Source organism: Zhenhengia yiwuensis, from assembly GCF_014384995.1.
In the GTDB taxonomy this organism is placed as follows: Bacteria; Bacillota; Clostridia; order Lachnospirales; family Cellulosilyticaceae; genus Zhenhengia; species Zhenhengia yiwuensis.
This window is the reverse complement of the sequence record NZ_JACRSY010000051.1, coordinates 1-15,243: the sequence shown is the minus strand read 5'-3', so window position 1 is coordinate 15,243 and position 15,243 is coordinate 1. Positions and strand designations below refer to the sequence as shown.

Annotated in this window: 22 protein-coding genes; all 22 read left to right on the top strand. The window is 34.0% G+C overall.

What is annotated here, in order from left to right:
- Positions 1 to 56 precede the first annotated feature (56 nt).
- The gene (locus H8718_RS18270) at positions 57 to 647 is read left to right on the top strand and encodes an HK97 family phage prohead protease (protein ID WP_249334361.1); all 591 of its coding nucleotides are present in this window, start codon (positions 57 to 59) and stop codon (positions 645 to 647) included.
- Between the two features lie 46 nt (positions 648 to 693).
- On the top strand, positions 694 to 975 hold the full coding sequence (locus H8718_RS18265; protein WP_249334359.1) for a hypothetical protein: 282 nt from the start codon (positions 694 to 696) through the stop codon (positions 973 to 975).
- A gap of 69 nt (positions 976 to 1,044) precedes the next feature.
- The gene (locus tag H8718_RS18260) at positions 1,045 to 2,268 is read left to right on the top strand and encodes a phage major capsid protein (protein ID WP_249334357.1); all 1,224 of its coding nucleotides are present in this window, start codon (positions 1,045 to 1,047) and stop codon (positions 2,266 to 2,268) included.
- Positions 2,269 to 2,277: 9 nt separating this feature from the next.
- The gene (locus tag H8718_RS18255) at positions 2,278 to 2,571 is read left to right on the top strand and encodes a head-tail connector protein (protein ID WP_249334356.1); all 294 of its coding nucleotides are present in this window, start codon (positions 2,278 to 2,280) and stop codon (positions 2,569 to 2,571) included.
- A 74-nt stretch (positions 2,572 to 2,645) separates the two neighbouring features.
- The gene (locus tag H8718_RS18250) at positions 2,646 to 3,107 is read left to right on the top strand and encodes an NUDIX hydrolase (protein ID WP_249334355.1); all 462 of its coding nucleotides are present in this window, start codon (positions 2,646 to 2,648) and stop codon (positions 3,105 to 3,107) included.
- Positions 3,108 to 3,174: 67 nt separating this feature from the next.
- A complete protein-coding gene (locus tag H8718_RS18245) occupies positions 3,175 to 3,516 on the top strand; it encodes a phage head closure protein (RefSeq protein WP_330597781.1) in 342 nt (113 codons plus the stop codon).
- The gene (locus H8718_RS18240; protein WP_249334354.1) at positions 3,503 to 3,943 is read left to right on the top strand and encodes an HK97 gp10 family phage protein; all 441 of its coding nucleotides are present in this window, start codon (positions 3,503 to 3,505) and stop codon (positions 3,941 to 3,943) included. The genes H8718_RS18245 and H8718_RS18240 overlap by 14 nt, the downstream gene beginning before the upstream one ends.
- Positions 3,940 to 4,377: a phage tail terminator family protein gene (locus H8718_RS18235; RefSeq protein WP_249334353.1), complete on the top strand. Its 438-nt coding sequence runs from the start codon at positions 3,940 to 3,942 to the stop codon at positions 4,375 to 4,377. The genes H8718_RS18240 and H8718_RS18235 overlap by 4 nt, the downstream gene beginning before the upstream one ends.
- Positions 4,374 to 5,438 (top strand): phage tail sheath C-terminal domain-containing protein, encoded by a 1,065-nt coding sequence (locus H8718_RS18230; RefSeq protein ID WP_249334352.1) that lies wholly within the window; start codon positions 4,374 to 4,376, stop codon positions 5,436 to 5,438. The genes H8718_RS18235 and H8718_RS18230 overlap by 4 nt, the downstream gene beginning before the upstream one ends.
- A gap of 84 nt (positions 5,439 to 5,522) precedes the next feature.
- Complete coding sequence (locus H8718_RS18225; protein ID WP_249334351.1) at positions 5,523 to 6,110, top strand: hypothetical protein; 588 nt, start codon at positions 5,523 to 5,525, stop codon at positions 6,108 to 6,110.
- A gap of 62 nt (positions 6,111 to 6,172) precedes the next feature.
- Positions 6,173 to 6,604: a phage tail tube protein gene (locus tag H8718_RS18220; protein ID WP_249332911.1), complete on the top strand. Its 432-nt coding sequence runs from the start codon at positions 6,173 to 6,175 to the stop codon at positions 6,602 to 6,604.
- A gap of 15 nt (positions 6,605 to 6,619) precedes the next feature.
- Positions 6,620 to 7,036, top strand: coding sequence for a phage tail assembly chaperone (locus H8718_RS18215; RefSeq protein WP_249334350.1), 417 nt, complete (start codon positions 6,620 to 6,622; stop codon positions 7,034 to 7,036).
- A 26-nt stretch (positions 7,037 to 7,062) separates the two neighbouring features.
- Complete coding sequence (locus tag H8718_RS18210) at positions 7,063 to 7,209, top strand: hypothetical protein (protein ID WP_249334349.1); 147 nt, start codon at positions 7,063 to 7,065, stop codon at positions 7,207 to 7,209.
- Entirely contained in the window at positions 7,209 to 9,401 is a 2,193-nt protein-coding gene (locus H8718_RS18205; RefSeq protein ID WP_249334347.1) for a phage tail tape measure protein, read from the top strand. The genes H8718_RS18210 and H8718_RS18205 overlap by 1 nt, the downstream gene beginning before the upstream one ends.
- 11 nt (positions 9,402 to 9,412) lie before the next feature.
- Entirely contained in the window at positions 9,413 to 10,045 is a 633-nt protein-coding gene (locus H8718_RS20860) for a LysM peptidoglycan-binding domain-containing protein (protein WP_249334346.1), read from the top strand.
- 50 nt (positions 10,046 to 10,095) lie between these two features.
- Positions 10,096 to 10,992 (top strand): XkdQ/YqbQ family protein, encoded by an 897-nt coding sequence (locus H8718_RS18195; RefSeq protein ID WP_249334345.1) that lies wholly within the window; start codon positions 10,096 to 10,098, stop codon positions 10,990 to 10,992.
- A gap of 94 nt (positions 10,993 to 11,086) precedes the next feature.
- Positions 11,087 to 11,536 carry a hypothetical protein gene (locus H8718_RS18190; RefSeq protein WP_249334344.1) on the top strand — a complete coding sequence of 150 codons (450 nt, stop codon included), beginning with the start codon at positions 11,087 to 11,089 and terminating at the stop codon, positions 11,534 to 11,536.
- A gap of 238 nt (positions 11,537 to 11,774) precedes the next feature.
- On the top strand, positions 11,775 to 12,065 hold the full coding sequence (locus H8718_RS18185) for a DUF2513 domain-containing protein (protein ID WP_249334343.1): 291 nt from the start codon (positions 11,775 to 11,777) through the stop codon (positions 12,063 to 12,065).
- Between the two features lie 107 nt (positions 12,066 to 12,172).
- Positions 12,173 to 12,934, top strand: coding sequence for a hypothetical protein (locus H8718_RS18180; protein ID WP_249334342.1), 762 nt, complete (start codon positions 12,173 to 12,175; stop codon positions 12,932 to 12,934).
- 80 nt (positions 12,935 to 13,014) lie between these two features.
- Positions 13,015 to 13,287, top strand: coding sequence for a DUF2577 family protein (locus H8718_RS18175; RefSeq protein ID WP_249334341.1), 273 nt, complete (start codon positions 13,015 to 13,017; stop codon positions 13,285 to 13,287).
- A 100-nt stretch (positions 13,288 to 13,387) separates the two neighbouring features.
- The gene (gene istA, locus H8718_RS18170) at positions 13,388 to 14,869 is read left to right on the top strand and encodes an IS21 family transposase (protein WP_249334340.1); all 1,482 of its coding nucleotides are present in this window, start codon (positions 13,388 to 13,390) and stop codon (positions 14,867 to 14,869) included.
- On the top strand, positions 14,853 to 15,243 hold a 391-nt coding region (locus tag H8718_RS18165; RefSeq protein WP_249334338.1), incomplete at its 3' end, for an ATP-binding protein. The genes istA and H8718_RS18165, both read left to right, overlap by 17 nt.

The window sequence follows — 15,243 nt, the reverse complement described above, 5'->3', positions numbered from 1 at the left end:
CAATGTGGTGCAAAATGGTGCAACAGGAACCAGTATGGTGAAAGGAGGTGAAAAAGATGCAAGTGGAGGTGAGAAGTGATGGAAAAGTTGAAATTAGTGGTTATGTTAATGCTATTGATCGGTATTCGAAGGAACTTTACGGCTCGAAAGGTAAATTTATTGAAAAGGTCGCACCTACAGTATTTCAAAGAGCTTTAGAAAAGGCTCGTAATGTAGATATGCTACTGAATCATGATGTAAGGAGGAAGCTTGCCAGTATAGAAGAGGGGACTTTAGCGCTTAAAGAAGATAATATTGGGCTCCATGCTAAGGCAGTCATAAGTGATACTGAAGTTATAGAAGAGGCTAGGTGTGGAAATCTGAAGGGGTGGTCTTTTGGCTTTAGAGCCTTAAGTGATAGCTGGCAAAATGATGGCAGTGTGGTTAAAAGAACTTTAGAAGATATAGACCTTATGGAAGTATCTCTTTTGACGATTGAGCCAGCTTATATCGCTACATCCGTTCAAGTAAGAAGTGAAGATGTGGAGCAAAGATGCATTAGGGATAAGCCTGATGTGAAGGAAAATGAGGAGGAGATAGAAAATCAAAGAAGCTTAGTAGCTACTAAGGTGTGGTTATTAAAATTGAAAAGTTGTAAAAATACATAGAATATGACAAAATGTAATAAAATCACTATTGTTTAAGGGAGACGTTATGAAAAAAGTAGTAATTAAGAGGTTAAATTTGAAAAAAGTATTCTATGGATGTATTGCAGCAACTATTATACCAGCTGAAATTATAGGGATCATAGGAATTATTATTGCATTAAATAGTTCAGCGCATGGAATAGTATTTGTTAATAGTTTTATAACTATGATTTCACCTGCTTTTTACGGAATTATTGGAGTAATTATAGCTTTAGGTTATAATTTAGTTTCTCCATTTATAGGACAATTTGAAATGGATGTAGAGTTAACAAATGAAGAAAATAGATAAAGTTATAGGAGTGCATCCCAAGTGGTGTACTTTTTTTGTACCCAAAATTAAACTTGAAAGGATACTTGAATGAAACAATTACTAGAAAAAAGAAGTAAATTAATTGAGCAAATCGAAGTTATTATGAATGTAGCCGAAACAGAAAAGAGAGCCTTCTCAAAAGAGGAGCTAGATAAAATTAATGGCTATACAGATGAAGTAAATCAGATTGATGCTACAATACAAACTCAAAAAGAAGCTAGAGCATTAATGACCACAATTAAAGAGCCAGCAACAAACGATAAGCAAGAGCAAACAGCCCTGTTAGATGAGATTAGAGCCTTACAAGCTGATGCCAATAAGGAGATTGAGATTGGAGCAAGGGAGGTAAGAGATGGAACACATACCTTTTCAGATACGGCAGTAGGCTCAGGTAATGCACCAACTGAGATTATTTCTAAGGCCACTTTTGCAGATTACATTTTAGATAAGTTAGCTTATATCTCCCCTTTATATGGAGCTGTACGTCATGAACGCTTTGGAAACAGTAAGCATCAAATTCCAGTACAGGCAAATAAGTTAGGAAAGTTTGTCCCTATGAAAGAGCTTGCAGAATATACCAAGCAAGTGGCAACCTTTGAGCCAATCAAGCTAGAAGCCCACAAGTTTGGAACGCTTATTACATTTTCACAAGAAGCACTTGAAGATACTGGATACAATGTGGAGGGAGAATTAATGCGACAGTTAGCTGAATCATATGGATTAACCTTAGATGAGTTAATTGTAAAAGGAAATGAAGAGTATAAGGTGAATGGGCTTAATGACTTTAGTGTGGATGATGGAGTGAAAGAAGTACAGTTACCAGCTAAACTTACACCTGAAACATTAACAGAAATCTACTTTGTCCTTCCTATTCGTTATCGCCACACAGCAACTTGGGTTATTTCAGACCAAACAGCTAAGGCCTTAACCGATATGAAGTTTGAAGATGGTAGACCAGTGCTTGTAACATCATTTAATGGCTCACCAGTAGGTCCACATACAACTCTTCTTGGCAGACCAGTTATTATTAATGAGCATGTGGCTGAACTTAATGAAATAGGATCAGCTATTTTCTTTGGAGACCTAAAACGAGTGTTAATTGTAGGTGAAAGAAAAGCATTATCATTACAGAAGTCTACTGAATATGGATTTATCAGAGATGAGATTGCTATTAAAGCAAATATAAGACTAGATATTAAGAAGGCTTTAGGTGAGGCTCTTGTTATTGGTACTTCAAATGGTAGTAGTAGAAGCAAAGCAAAAGCAGCTTAGAGGTGATAAATGAAACTTTCAGAGATAGACCTATCCTTAGTTAAGGAATACTTAAGGCAAGATGGAGACGAGGATGATAGATTAATTATAGCTATTATTGAGGCTTCAAAATCTTATATTTGCAATTATACAGGTCAAAGCATAGATCAATTAGAAGGATATGAAGATGTAACAATTGCAGTATTGGTTCTTATAGCTGAGTTTTATGATAATAGAACAATAAATGTGAATGATAGGTTGAATTTAAGAATGAATACTATGCTGGAAGGTTTGCTGGGGAGGCATAGTGTGAATTTGTTATAAATACAAAACATTGAATATTAGCTTTAGTATAGTATAATTAAAAGTAGTATTTATTAGACTAGGAGGGAAAGTTAATGAACTCTATGAAGGATATTCGAAAGATAATTGGAACAGCACCTATGTTTATGCCAGCCGCTGGAATTATTTTATATCAAAATGGTAAGATACTTTTGCAAAAACGTGGAGATAATGGAAAATGGGCACTTCATGGTGGGGCTATGGAAATGGGAGAAACAACAGAAGAGACAGCGGTGCGTGAAGCAAGAGAAGAAATAGGGATAACCCCTGTAGAACTCGATTTTTATGGTGTTTTTTCAGGTAAGCAGATGTATCATATTTATCCAGACGGCAATGAAGTCTATATTATATCAACAGTTTATTTTTGCGATGAATACAGTGGTGAACTTAAAGTTGATGAGAATGAAGTATTAGAAGTGAAATGGTTTGACATTGATAAGTTACCTGAGAATATCGCACCTATTGATAGCTTTATTCTAGAAAATATACATGAGTATATTGAAGCAAAATATAAATAGAGGATCGGTTCTGAATATATATTCTCCTAGAACCTTTTGTAATTAAATATAAAAAGTAGGTGATACAATCCGCTGCAATGTAGGAAAACTAAACAAACGAATAACATTCACAGCCTACACAGAAACAATTAACGATATAGGTCAAATCACACTATCAGAGGAACCAATAAAAACTGTGTGGGCTAATATTATGCCCATAAGAGGATTTGAACAAACCTTAGAAGAACGATTAAGACCTGAAACGGTTTATAGAGTTTTAACAAGATATCATAAAGGGATAACACCTGATATGAAAATAAAATATAAAGACAGGCTCCTTCATATCACAGAAATCATTAATGTGGATGAGGGAGATTTTGCTTTAGAGATTACAGCGACTTCAAAGGAGATTAAGGATGGCAAAGAATGATGTATTCCAGTTGAATGGAGTAACAGATTTGCAGAAAAAATTATCTTTTGTTACTAAGAGCTATGCTGACGAATCAGAGAAGCTTTTAATTAAAATGGGAAATCAATTTAGAAAGGAAGTTAAGAAGAAAACACCTGAAAGGCCATATGGTACGAGCAAGAAAAAACTTGTTAATTCATATAAAGTTAGTAGAGTGAAGGGGTATGGTAGAAACCTGTATGTAGAATTTAAATCAACTAGTCCTCATTTTCATTTAGTAGAGCGTGGGTATAGAATTGTAGTAGGTGGGAAAGGTAGAAAGAAACAAGATACAGGTAAAAGAGTAGATGGAAAGTATATGGTTAAGAGGACAACGTTGGAGTTTGAAAAGGAATTGCCACAGCAAGCCGAAAAGATGGTGAATAGGGTGGTAAAGAAACTTTTATGATAGGCTACCAAGATCTATTAAAAGGTGTTATTCAGGTGCTACAAAGTACTTATCCAACTATTCCTATTTATGGTGATGAAGTAACGGAAGGCTACAAAGTGCCTTGCTTTTTTACCACATTACTACCTATTGAAAGTAAAACCCAAACTAAGAATTACATATCTACAAACTTACTCATTGTTATTTCCTATTTTTCAGATTGTAAGGATAGCCTTAAATGCCTAGAGGTAATGTCAAAGTTAAAGCAAGCCTTTGGTATTTGCTTAAGTGTGGAAGATAGGCACTTTACAATACAAGATAGTATGATTGAGAAAGTTGAAAAGGATGTTTACCAATTTTCTTTTCGTATTACTTATCATGAGCTTATTAATTTTGAACCTGATAATGAACTTATCACAACCATTGAACACCACATAGAAGGGAGCAATAAATGAGTTTACCAAACGTGATGATTAACTTTAAACAGACAGGTGCAACAGCTATCCAAAGAGGAGAACGTGGAATAGTAGCACTTGTATTAAATGGAGAAAAACAAGAAGTACATGAATTAAATAATATAAAAGATGCAGCTGGAATTGACCAGCTAACAGACAAACAAAAAGAATATATACAATTGGCCTTCATGGGATATATCAAACCTCCTAAGAAGGTTATTATTGTTTTTAGAGGAAGTGAAGGTGAGGATTATAATCAGGCTCAGGAAGTGTTGGAATCTCTTAAATGGGATTATCTAGCTATTCCAGAGATTGAGAGTGGAGATGTAGCTAGTATGGTTGTGTGGATGACAGGTCTAAATAAAAAATGTAAGGTAGTCTTACCTAATGCAACCACAGCAGATACAGAAAAGGTTATCAACTTTACAACTACTAATATAAAAACTACATTAGGAGATTACACAACATCAGAATATACCTCACGAATAGCTGGACTTTTAGCTGGAACACCAATGACGATTAGTGCAACTTTTGCACCACTAAAAGAAGTGATAGGATTTGATCAGCTTACTAAAGAGCAAATGGATGAAGCTATTAGTAAAGGTCAATTGATTCTGTACCATGATGGAGAAAAAGCTAAAATTGCAAGAGGGGTAAATAGCTTTACCACAACCACACAAGACAAGGGAGAATCTTTTAAGAAGATAAAGATTGTGGATGCTATGCACATGATTGAAGATGATATTAAGACGACTTGCGAAGATAGTTATATTGGAAAGTATTCTAATAGCTATGATAATAAATGTGTGCTGATAACAGCGATTCAGGCCTATCTTGACCAGCTAGTGCTAGAAGGTATTCTCGACCCTGTCTTTAAGAATGTAGTAGAGATTGATGTAGAGCAACAAAGGAATTATCTGAAGAGTATTGGTGTGGATGTGGAAAATATGAAAGAACTGGATATTAAAAAGGCTAATACAAGGGATAAGGTATTTTTGAAGTCACAAATTAAGATATTAGATGCAATTGAGGATATTGTACTAAACGTAGATATAGGATAGGAATTAATAAATTATAAATTATTCAAATATGTTTAAATACTCTTTGGTATATGATACAATTACTTAAAATAAATAGGTGGAAATATGAATAATAAATATAAGATAGTTTTATGTACAGTCTTAATATTAAATATCTTGATGGTTATTTTAACGCATGTTTTATCTATAACGCTACTTATAGATGGTTGGAGATACATATTATGGATTGTCTTACCATTAACTTTAGTTTGCTACCCAAGTAAAAGAAATAACAGACTAATATTAGTAAGGACGTTCATTGTGTTAGCTACCTTACTAGTCAGTGGTTGTTTATTTTTAACTGGCATTTGGAAAGACAGTAGCTATGGCTATATGAAATCTCCTAAAGGACATCATGAAGTTATTCTAAAAAAATACTCTTTAGGATTTCCTCAACCAACGGCTTCTTTAGAGGTTTATGAAAAAATAGGGATCTTATTTAAGAAGGATACAGGGGAGAGAATACGTGTACATGATTATCCTATTTTACTTGGAAATGGTACAAAATTTGAAGGTAAACAAAGATATGAGATAGACTATAATTTAATCCTTGAGTGGATAGATGAAGATACACTTGTTATATACCTTAAAGGTATAGATGCATCAGTAAGAGGTGACAGAACTCTAGCAAGTATAAAATTTGTAAATAAATAAGATATTTTTTATATTAAGGGCTTTCAATAGTCCTATTTTTTATACCACAAGAAAGGAACAACATGGACAAATACAATGCACAACAAGTAATGAATGGAACTTGGGGCGAGGTATGGATTGATGGAACCTATATGGCAGAAGTCACAGCCTTTGAAGCCAAAGTTTCACTAGATAAAACAGATGTCAATATGACAAGAAGATTAGCAAAAGCGCAGAAGGTAACTGGTTTTTCGTGTAGTGGTTCGCTCACGATGAATAAGGTATCTTCTTTTTTTATTAAGAAACTTAATGAGGATATGAAACAAGGTAAGCAAACAGCTTGTACCATTATCTCAAAATTAGATGATCCTGATGCAATCGGTTCTGAGCGTATCGTTATAAAGGATGCTGTTTTTGATGAGCTGATTTTAGCCAATTGGTCAGCTAAGACATTAGGAGAGGAACAAATTAACTTTACGTTTTCAGATTGGGACTTATTAGATATTGCAGAATAGAGGAGGAGATAATAGATGTCATTAATAGATAAATTATTACAGATGGACAATAAAACGATAATGGAAATGCCAAAAAGAGAGGTGGAAGTACCTAGACTTACCCAAATGATGGGTGAGCCTTTCAAGGTGGTATGTCAGGCAATTGATGGAGAAAGGTATGCAGATATTCAAAGGGCTTCCATTGACCTTAATAAGAAGGGTGGGGTGCGTAACATTAACCTCTTTGATATGCAAGTACTTACTGTGATTGATGGTGTGGTTGAACCAAGCCTTAAAGACAAAAAGCTACTCCAACACTTTGATTGTGTAACCCCAAAGGAGCTAGTCAAAAAGCTCTTTTTAGCTGGTGAGATTGCAGAGCTTTCAAATGTAATTACTGAACTATCGGGCTATGACAAAACAGAAGAGGACGAAGAAGAAATAAAAAAGTAATAAGTCAGGATTGGGAGTTACAGCTTATGTATCTTCTTTTTAAATATAAAAGTATGAAACCAAGTGAGTTCTATCAAATACCACTTGGAGAAAAGCGTATTCTTGCCTGTTTTATGAAACTCGAGATAGAAGAACGACAGCAAGAAATGAAACAGATGTATGGGGGTGATTAATGGCTCATATCGTTGATGCAATTCTTAGATTAACCGATCATTTCACACCCACACTTGTTAAGGCACAAGATGGGCTGACTAAATATTCAAGGCAAGCACAAAGGATTAGCAAAGACTTAAATAAAATAGGGAATAGCATAACCCAAATGGGTACTTCTCTTAATGTAGGTGTAACAATACCTATTCTAGGAATGGGTGCGGCTAGTCTAAAAGCTACGATGGATTTTAATAAGTCCATGTCTAAAGTACAAGCTTTATCAGGTGCAACAGGTGAGCAACTTGTCCTACTTAAAGATAAGGCTACAGAACTAGGTGCGACTACAGCTTTTAGTGCATCTCAAGTAAGTGAAGCTATGCAATATATGGCTTTAGCTGGTTGGAAAACGAATGACATCCTAGAAGGAACAGCTGGAATTTTAGCAGCTGCAAGTGCTAGTGGTGAAGAATTAGCCAAAGTAAGTGATATTATTACCGATGGATTAAGTGCCTTTGGATTAGAAGCAAGTAAGGCAAATCATTTTGCAGATGTCCTTTCAACCACAGCAACCAATGCCAATACCACAATAGGTATGATGGGTGAAGCCTTTACCTATGCTGGCTCAGTAGCTTGGGCATTAGGTTATAGTGTGGAAGATACAGCTCTGGCTATTGGTATAATGGCGAATAGTGGGATTAAAGCGAGTCAAGCAGGTACAGCACTTAGAACCATGTTAACTGAACTCAGTGGAACACTTGAGATAACAGGTAAAAACTTAGGTACATATGTGATACAAACATCTAATGCTGATGGAACGATGAAACCCTTCAGGGAAACATTAGAGTCGTTAAAATATGCCTTTAGTCAGTTGTCAGAAGCTGAAAGAGCAAGTATGGCTGAATCTTTAGTAGGTAAAAATGCAATGGCTGGATTATTAGCTATTATGAATACATCAGATGAAGCTTTTAATAGTTTAGCCACAGCAATAGATAATTCAACAGATTCAGCCGAACGAATGTCTGACGTGATGTTAGATAACTTGGCTGGTCAAATCACTCTTATTATGAGCGGTGTGGAATCTCTTGCACTTGCAATAGGAGAAAGATTAACGCCATATGCTAGAAAATTAGCTGATAGTATTCAAAATGTCATTACTACATTTAATAACGTGAGTGATGAGCAAAAAGATACAGCCTTAAAGATAGGAGCATTTATTGCTATTATTCCTGTGGCTATTTTAATATTCGGCAAGATGGTCAAAGGGGTAAGTGGTGCTATTGGAGCGTATAGTAGATTTTCAAAAAATGTTCAAATGGCTGGCTCAATCTTTAAGGTTATCTTTTCACCAGCTAATAAGATTGTACTTACTATGACAGCTATTGCTTTAGTGGCTGTACTTGTCCTTAAGTATTGGGAGCCTCTAAAAGGATTTTTTCTAGATTTAGTAAGTAAGATTAGAAGTTATCTTGAAGCTTGTGGTGTGGACTTTAATAAGATGAAGGAAACATTCTCTAAAGTAGTACAGGCTATAGGATTGGCTATTCAAATTCTAGTAAGTTTCTTCATGGGACTATGGGAGAAAATTAAACCTATTGTAGAGTTATTTGGAATGAGTATCTATTTAACGTGCCATCAAATAATAGGAGCCTTTCAAGGCATGATGACAGGTGTAGGTGAGATTATTAATGGTCTTATGAGTCTATTTGGAGGCCTTATTGACTTTATTGTGGGTGTATTTACAGGCAATTGGAAAAAGGCTTGGCAAGGTGTGAAAGACATCTTTAGTGGTATCTTTGAAGGCATAGCAGGTGTATGTAAAAGCGTGATTAATACGATTATTGGCTTCATCAATGGAGGTATTAGAGGGCTTAATAAATTGACTAACTTCAAATTACCTGATGCATTAGGAGGTCAACAAATAGGGCTTAGTATTCCTGAAATACCAATGCTCTACAAAGGAACTGACAACTGGCAAGGTGGCACAGCTATGATTCATGATAGAGGGGCTGAAATTGTGGATTTACCAAGAGGAAGTAGAGTCTATCCACATGACGAAAGTATTAAAAAAGCCTTTAATGATGGAGCAAGAAGTAACACAGGTGTAAACATAGCCAAACTGGCAGACACTATTATAGTACGTGAAGATGCAGACATTGATCGAATTGCTAATGCACTTTATAACAAAATGAAGAAGTATGCTTTTAATAGGGCATAAAGGAGGTATGTGTGCACTACTATCTTTCATTTAATAACAACGAGGAAAGGTTAAGGCTTCCGGTCATTCCTTCCTCTTTTGAGGTTTCAATACCACATCAAAATACTACTGTAAATATAACGAACTTAGGCGAGATTAATCTAATAGGCAAAACAGGGCTTGCAACTATGACAATAGAATCTTTCTTCCCAAAGCAGCAATATAGTTTTTGCCTATACAAAGATTTCCCGCAGCCCTATGATTGCATTAAGATGCTCTTAAAGTGGAAAGAATCAGGGAAACCAATTAGGATAATTGTTACTGAAACCCCTATAAATTATGCAATGGCAATAGAGAGCATTACCTATTCAGAAGCTGATGGAACAGGTGATGTTTATTTTATTTTGGAACTAAAGGAATATAAGTTTATTAAGGCAAGTAATGTGACTACTACAACCACATCTAATGGAACAACCTTAAAAGTCCCTAATACAAAGAGGGAAACCAAGCCCGCACCAAACGAATATGTAGTTAAGAAAGGTGATACATTGTGGGGGATAGCAAAGAAAGTAACAGGAGAAGGCTCTAATTATAAGGTTATCGCAGAAAAGAATAATATAAAAAATCCTGACTTGCTTAAGGTAGGACAAAGGCTGGTGATATAATTCCAAAGGTAATTTTGAAGAATAAAGCAGGCCTAATAGATGTAACTCATATGATAAGTGAAATTACTTGGAGTGGAAGTGAAGAAGAGATTGCTAGAAAGTTAGAACTTAACTTTTTATATTCGTTATATGACCACTACGCTCCTAAAGTTTATCCTAATATTGGTGAGCAATTATTTCTATATGATGATAATAATGTGGAATTATTTAGGGGAAGGGTGTTCTATAATGAGAGGCTAGGAGAGCAAGGAACTATTCAAGTAACAGCTTATGATGATGCAATAAGGCTGGCAAAAAGCAAAGGAACTTATAACTTTAAAGATAAGACAGCCGAAGCTATAGCAAGAATAGTTTGTAATGATTTAGGTGTGGAAATAGGTGAATTAGCACCAACAGGAATACCACAAAAGATGCTTTGTAATGGTGATGGGATGTATGAAATTATTTCTAAAGCTTATGAGATGGCAAGTAAACAGAATAAAAAGAAGTATAGCATTGAGATGCGACAAGGGAAGTTATGTGTGGGCGAGGTAGGAAAAGAAGCATTACCACACACCATAACGAGCAATACAAACATCATGGAAAGTTCATACTCAGAAAATGCAGAAGAAGTAATTAATAGGGTGAAAATATATGATGAGCAAGACCAGTATTTAGGTGTGGTAGAAGATAAAGAGCTTATTGATCTAGTTGGTATCTTCCAAGATGTCTACACTAAAGAACAAGACAAGCAAGCTGGAACAGTAGCTAGTAATATGCTTCAGGGAATAGAGCAAAGCATAGAGTTAACCACACTAGGCAACACTTCATATGTTAGTGGGAAATTAGTAAATATTGAAGACTCGTCAACTAAACAGCTGGGTCTATTTTTTATTGTGGGTGATAGTCACAGTTGGAGTGGTGGGCAATATAAAACTAATATGAGTATAAAAGTTGAACAGATGTAAAAAATTAGTTATAATAGTATATAAATAAGGTGAATTCAGATTTTGAAATAGTTATTCTATTAGTTGAAACTGAAAAGTCAAGGAGGGGTTTGGGGTGAAGTACATATTAAGAAAAATAGATTTTAAGATACTCAATTTAGCTGCATGGAGTACACTATTAATAGCGTATTTTTCACCAATTAGGTATATTCGTCTAGTTGAAGTAGGAATGGGATTTCCATTTGAATTTATAACAACATATGATATATCACAGGGGATAGAACCATTAGATTCTATGGAGATACATTGGGGCTATTTTCTTCTAAACATAGTACTTATTTATTTTTTAATATATTATATAAATAAGTTTTATAAACATATACAAGACAATGGGAAGCAGGTTGTTTTGAAGTTTGTAAATGTTATACGAAGTACTCCAGATAATAGGAATAAAAATGATTTACTAATTGATGTGACTTCATCAACAGGTGGAGTTGAAAGTGTAGATATAGGAATAGTATGTTTAGATAATAATATAGTGGTAGAGAATGGTAAGAAAGCCTAGTTAAAGAAGTTGAATAAAATCTGTAATTGATAGAAAAGTTATGAAGTTAGTTATTTCATAAATCAAATAATAAATGATGCTCTTAGTAGAAATTTACTAGGGGTATTTTTATTACAAGTGATAGTCATAAGTGGAATAATGGTCAGTATGAAGCAAACGTAGGATTAGACATGATAAAAATATAAAAACATATATATACTTATGTATAACAAATTTCGGTTCTATGGGAGGATTACAAATGAAAATGGATTATGACATGAAAACCATAGCATATCATTGCAAATTACTATATGAAGCTGGCTTTGTATCTGATTATGCAGGAAATTATTATGATGATGGATTACAAGAATTTGGAGTTGGCCCATTAACCTTCAGGGGCAACGAATATCTCAACAAGATTAGAGAAAAATCAACATGGGAAAAGACTAAAAAAGTAGTGTTAGAAGGTGGAGTGCCGGGAACAATAGAAATTTTAGGTAAAGTTGCTACGAGTATTATAGAAAAGAAATTAGAAAAGCTGCTAGAATAAAATACACGATTTATAGGAGGAAAGTGTATACATAGAATATCAAAGACTAATATAATAGCACTGCTCATAATAATATTCTTAGTAAAAATAGTTAAAAGGGGCCATGTATGCTTAAATTAATAAAGATATTGTGGAAAAATAAAGTTGGTAAGATTGGTGTGTTAGTTTTAATTACTACTGTTATAGGAGTTTTTTCTAGTTGGTATATTAAGATATTTAATCAAAATATTAAATACTTTAATGGTGGAGAGTTGCTGCAAATTAACTTAGTAGAAAGTACAAAGTATGAAGGAAACTATCTTGGTGAAACCGTGTTAGTAAATGTGAAAAATGCAAATGAAAAGACCGGAGAAGTTATTGTTGAGTATACTCTCCCAAACAACTTATACTTCAGATACTCTGTATTTATTGAAAAAGAAAATGAGGATCAGGGAAGAGTAAGGATTTTGCAGGATAATAAAGAAATTTATAATGGGTTTTATAATTATAGCAGCCCAGTTTTTCTTTATAACAAAAATAAAGAGCCATATACAGATAATATAGTAAGATATATTGTTAATAATGAGTACTATCCAGATGACTATATACCATCGGTATCTTCCACAGTAAAATTTGCAGTAGGTTATGGTGTAGAAAAACGAGGAGAAATATATCCTGTGATAATGTTCTTTATAGTTCTAGTAATACTATTAATAGATATTAAATTTCCTTTATTATTCTTTAAGTTACATAACTTTATGTCTGTAAGAGATCCTGAACCTAGTGACTTCTACATATTCATGCAAAAACTAGGATGGTATATCATTTACCCTATATGTTTGATTGTTTTACTATTCATGGGTATTATGGGAAAGAATGTGGTTAGATAAGTAAAATAATTTAGAATATAAGATTTAGCAATGGAAAAGTAATAGTTACTCTTAGTAAAATCATACTAGGAGTATTTTTTATGAGAGGAGTGATAACAATAAACAACCCATATACAGGATTATTAAACATTATGCAAGAACAAGGACAGAGATATAATACACCAGCAGTCTGTATTGGAAAGGTAGTAAAGGTGCAACCATTACAAATTAAAACAGGTGAACTATTACTAGATCAAGATGATCTTTTAGTATCTGACCTTCTAACAGAGTCCTATAAAAGAAGTGCTCATATCGTATCAAGTGGTGAACTTACATCAAGTACACAAGCAACTTCAGGAGGCACAGGATGTTGATTTATAATTAAATCTGACCCATCATTCACATTTAAATTTGACCCATGTTTAAAAATCCTATACCCTTTACGTGACTAATCATAACGTAAAGGAGACAAAAGTGGTGAAAGACGTGGATGAATGGATTACAGTTAGGCAACTCCATAAAAAAGGAATGAGTATCCGTGGAATTGCTAGAGAACTAAAAATGTCTAAGAATACGGTAAAGAAACTTCTTAGATCCCCTACTAGGCCTACTTATCAAAGAAAAATCTATCCTTCAAAGGTGGAGGCCTATAAAGAACAGATTAAAATTTGGTACCTAGATCCTAGTTATAATTTTATAGGTACTAGAATTTATGAAGAGTTATTGAAAATAGGATATGATGGCAGCATTGGACCTGTTTATAGATATCTCTCAACTCTTCAGCAGCAAAAAAGAAAAATTTCCACCAAAGCAACCGTTAGGTTTGAAACACCCCCTGGAGATCAAGCTCAGTTCGACTGGGCCCATTATAAACTACTGGTAAATGGAACTTATGTAACAGTCTATTGTTTTGCAATGGTACTTTCATATAGCAGATATAAAGCTATGGTATGTTCTTTGAGAATGGATGCAGATGCTGTTCATAAGGCAATCGAAGATTTATATTTCAAGTTAGATGGAGTAACTATTGAACTCATGGTTGATAACCCTAAAGCACTTATTATAGAGCACTTAGAAGGTAAAGAACCTAAGTATACCAGAGAATCATTAATTCTAGCAGCCCATTTAGGAGTAGAACTTAATGCTTGCCAACCCTATAGAGCAAGAACAAAAGGTAAGGTAGAACGTCCTTTTAATTATCTTGAGGAGCACTTTATAAAAGGAAATACTTTTGAAAGTATGACAGATCTTAATCAGAGATTGGATAAGTTTATTGAGAACTGGAATAATAAGTTGCACACTACAACTAAACGTATTCCAAAAGAAGCTTATCAAGAAGAAAAGTCATCCCTTCTTCCTCTTCCGAGAAATAGATATTATAATGAAAAACTTGAATTTCGAAAAGTTAGCTTAGATAGTCTAGTAATGATAAAGGGTAAAAAATATAGTGTTCCTGTAAGTTTTGTAGAGCAAACAGTAAGTTATAAAGTATCTTATGGTTATTTAATAGAAATCTTTAATAGCGCTAAGTCTGTTATTGCAACTTATGATTTAACCGTTGATGATTCTTTAGTTAATAAACTTGAAGAACATTATGATGTTATTAAAACTAAAGTAAGCAAATCTATTCCTGAAATTAAAAGGCTTATGATATCTACTTTCAGTAATGGAGAACAGTATTTAGTAGCTGCTGCAAAGAAACTTGAGCAACCGACTTATCATGCTAGAAGAATTCTTAGTCTATTGGAATTATATCCTTTAGAACATATGGAAAAGGTCCTGGATTACTGTATAACTCAGGAGCTATATCGTATTGAAGAGATTAAAAGTGTTTTAAAAGATAAGTACCTTGAAATCATCTTAGAATCAAAGCAATTAACGACCTCAGAAAGTACATTGATTAGATCATTAGATTATTATGATGACGGAGGAACAGCCTATGAAATCTTCCCATAAATTTAATGATACAGATGCTTACATACAAGAAATGTTAAGAAGTTTTAAATTAATAGACATACGAGCAAATTATGAAGAAGAGATTCAAAAAGCCATTAAAAACAATCTTAGTTATAAAGAGTTTTTACTCAATCTCATTCGATTAGAAGAACTAGGAAAAAAGACAAGATTAGTAAATAGAAATATAGAAAATGCAGGCTTTGAAAGATACCAAACATTTGAAAACTATGATTACACTTTCCATGATCATAGATATACTCAAAAATTGAAAAGCCTAGAAACACTAGATTTTATGTATCATACGCAGAATGTTATTCTTATCGGACCACCAGGTGTAGGGAAAAGTCATATTGCTACTGCATTAGGCATCAATG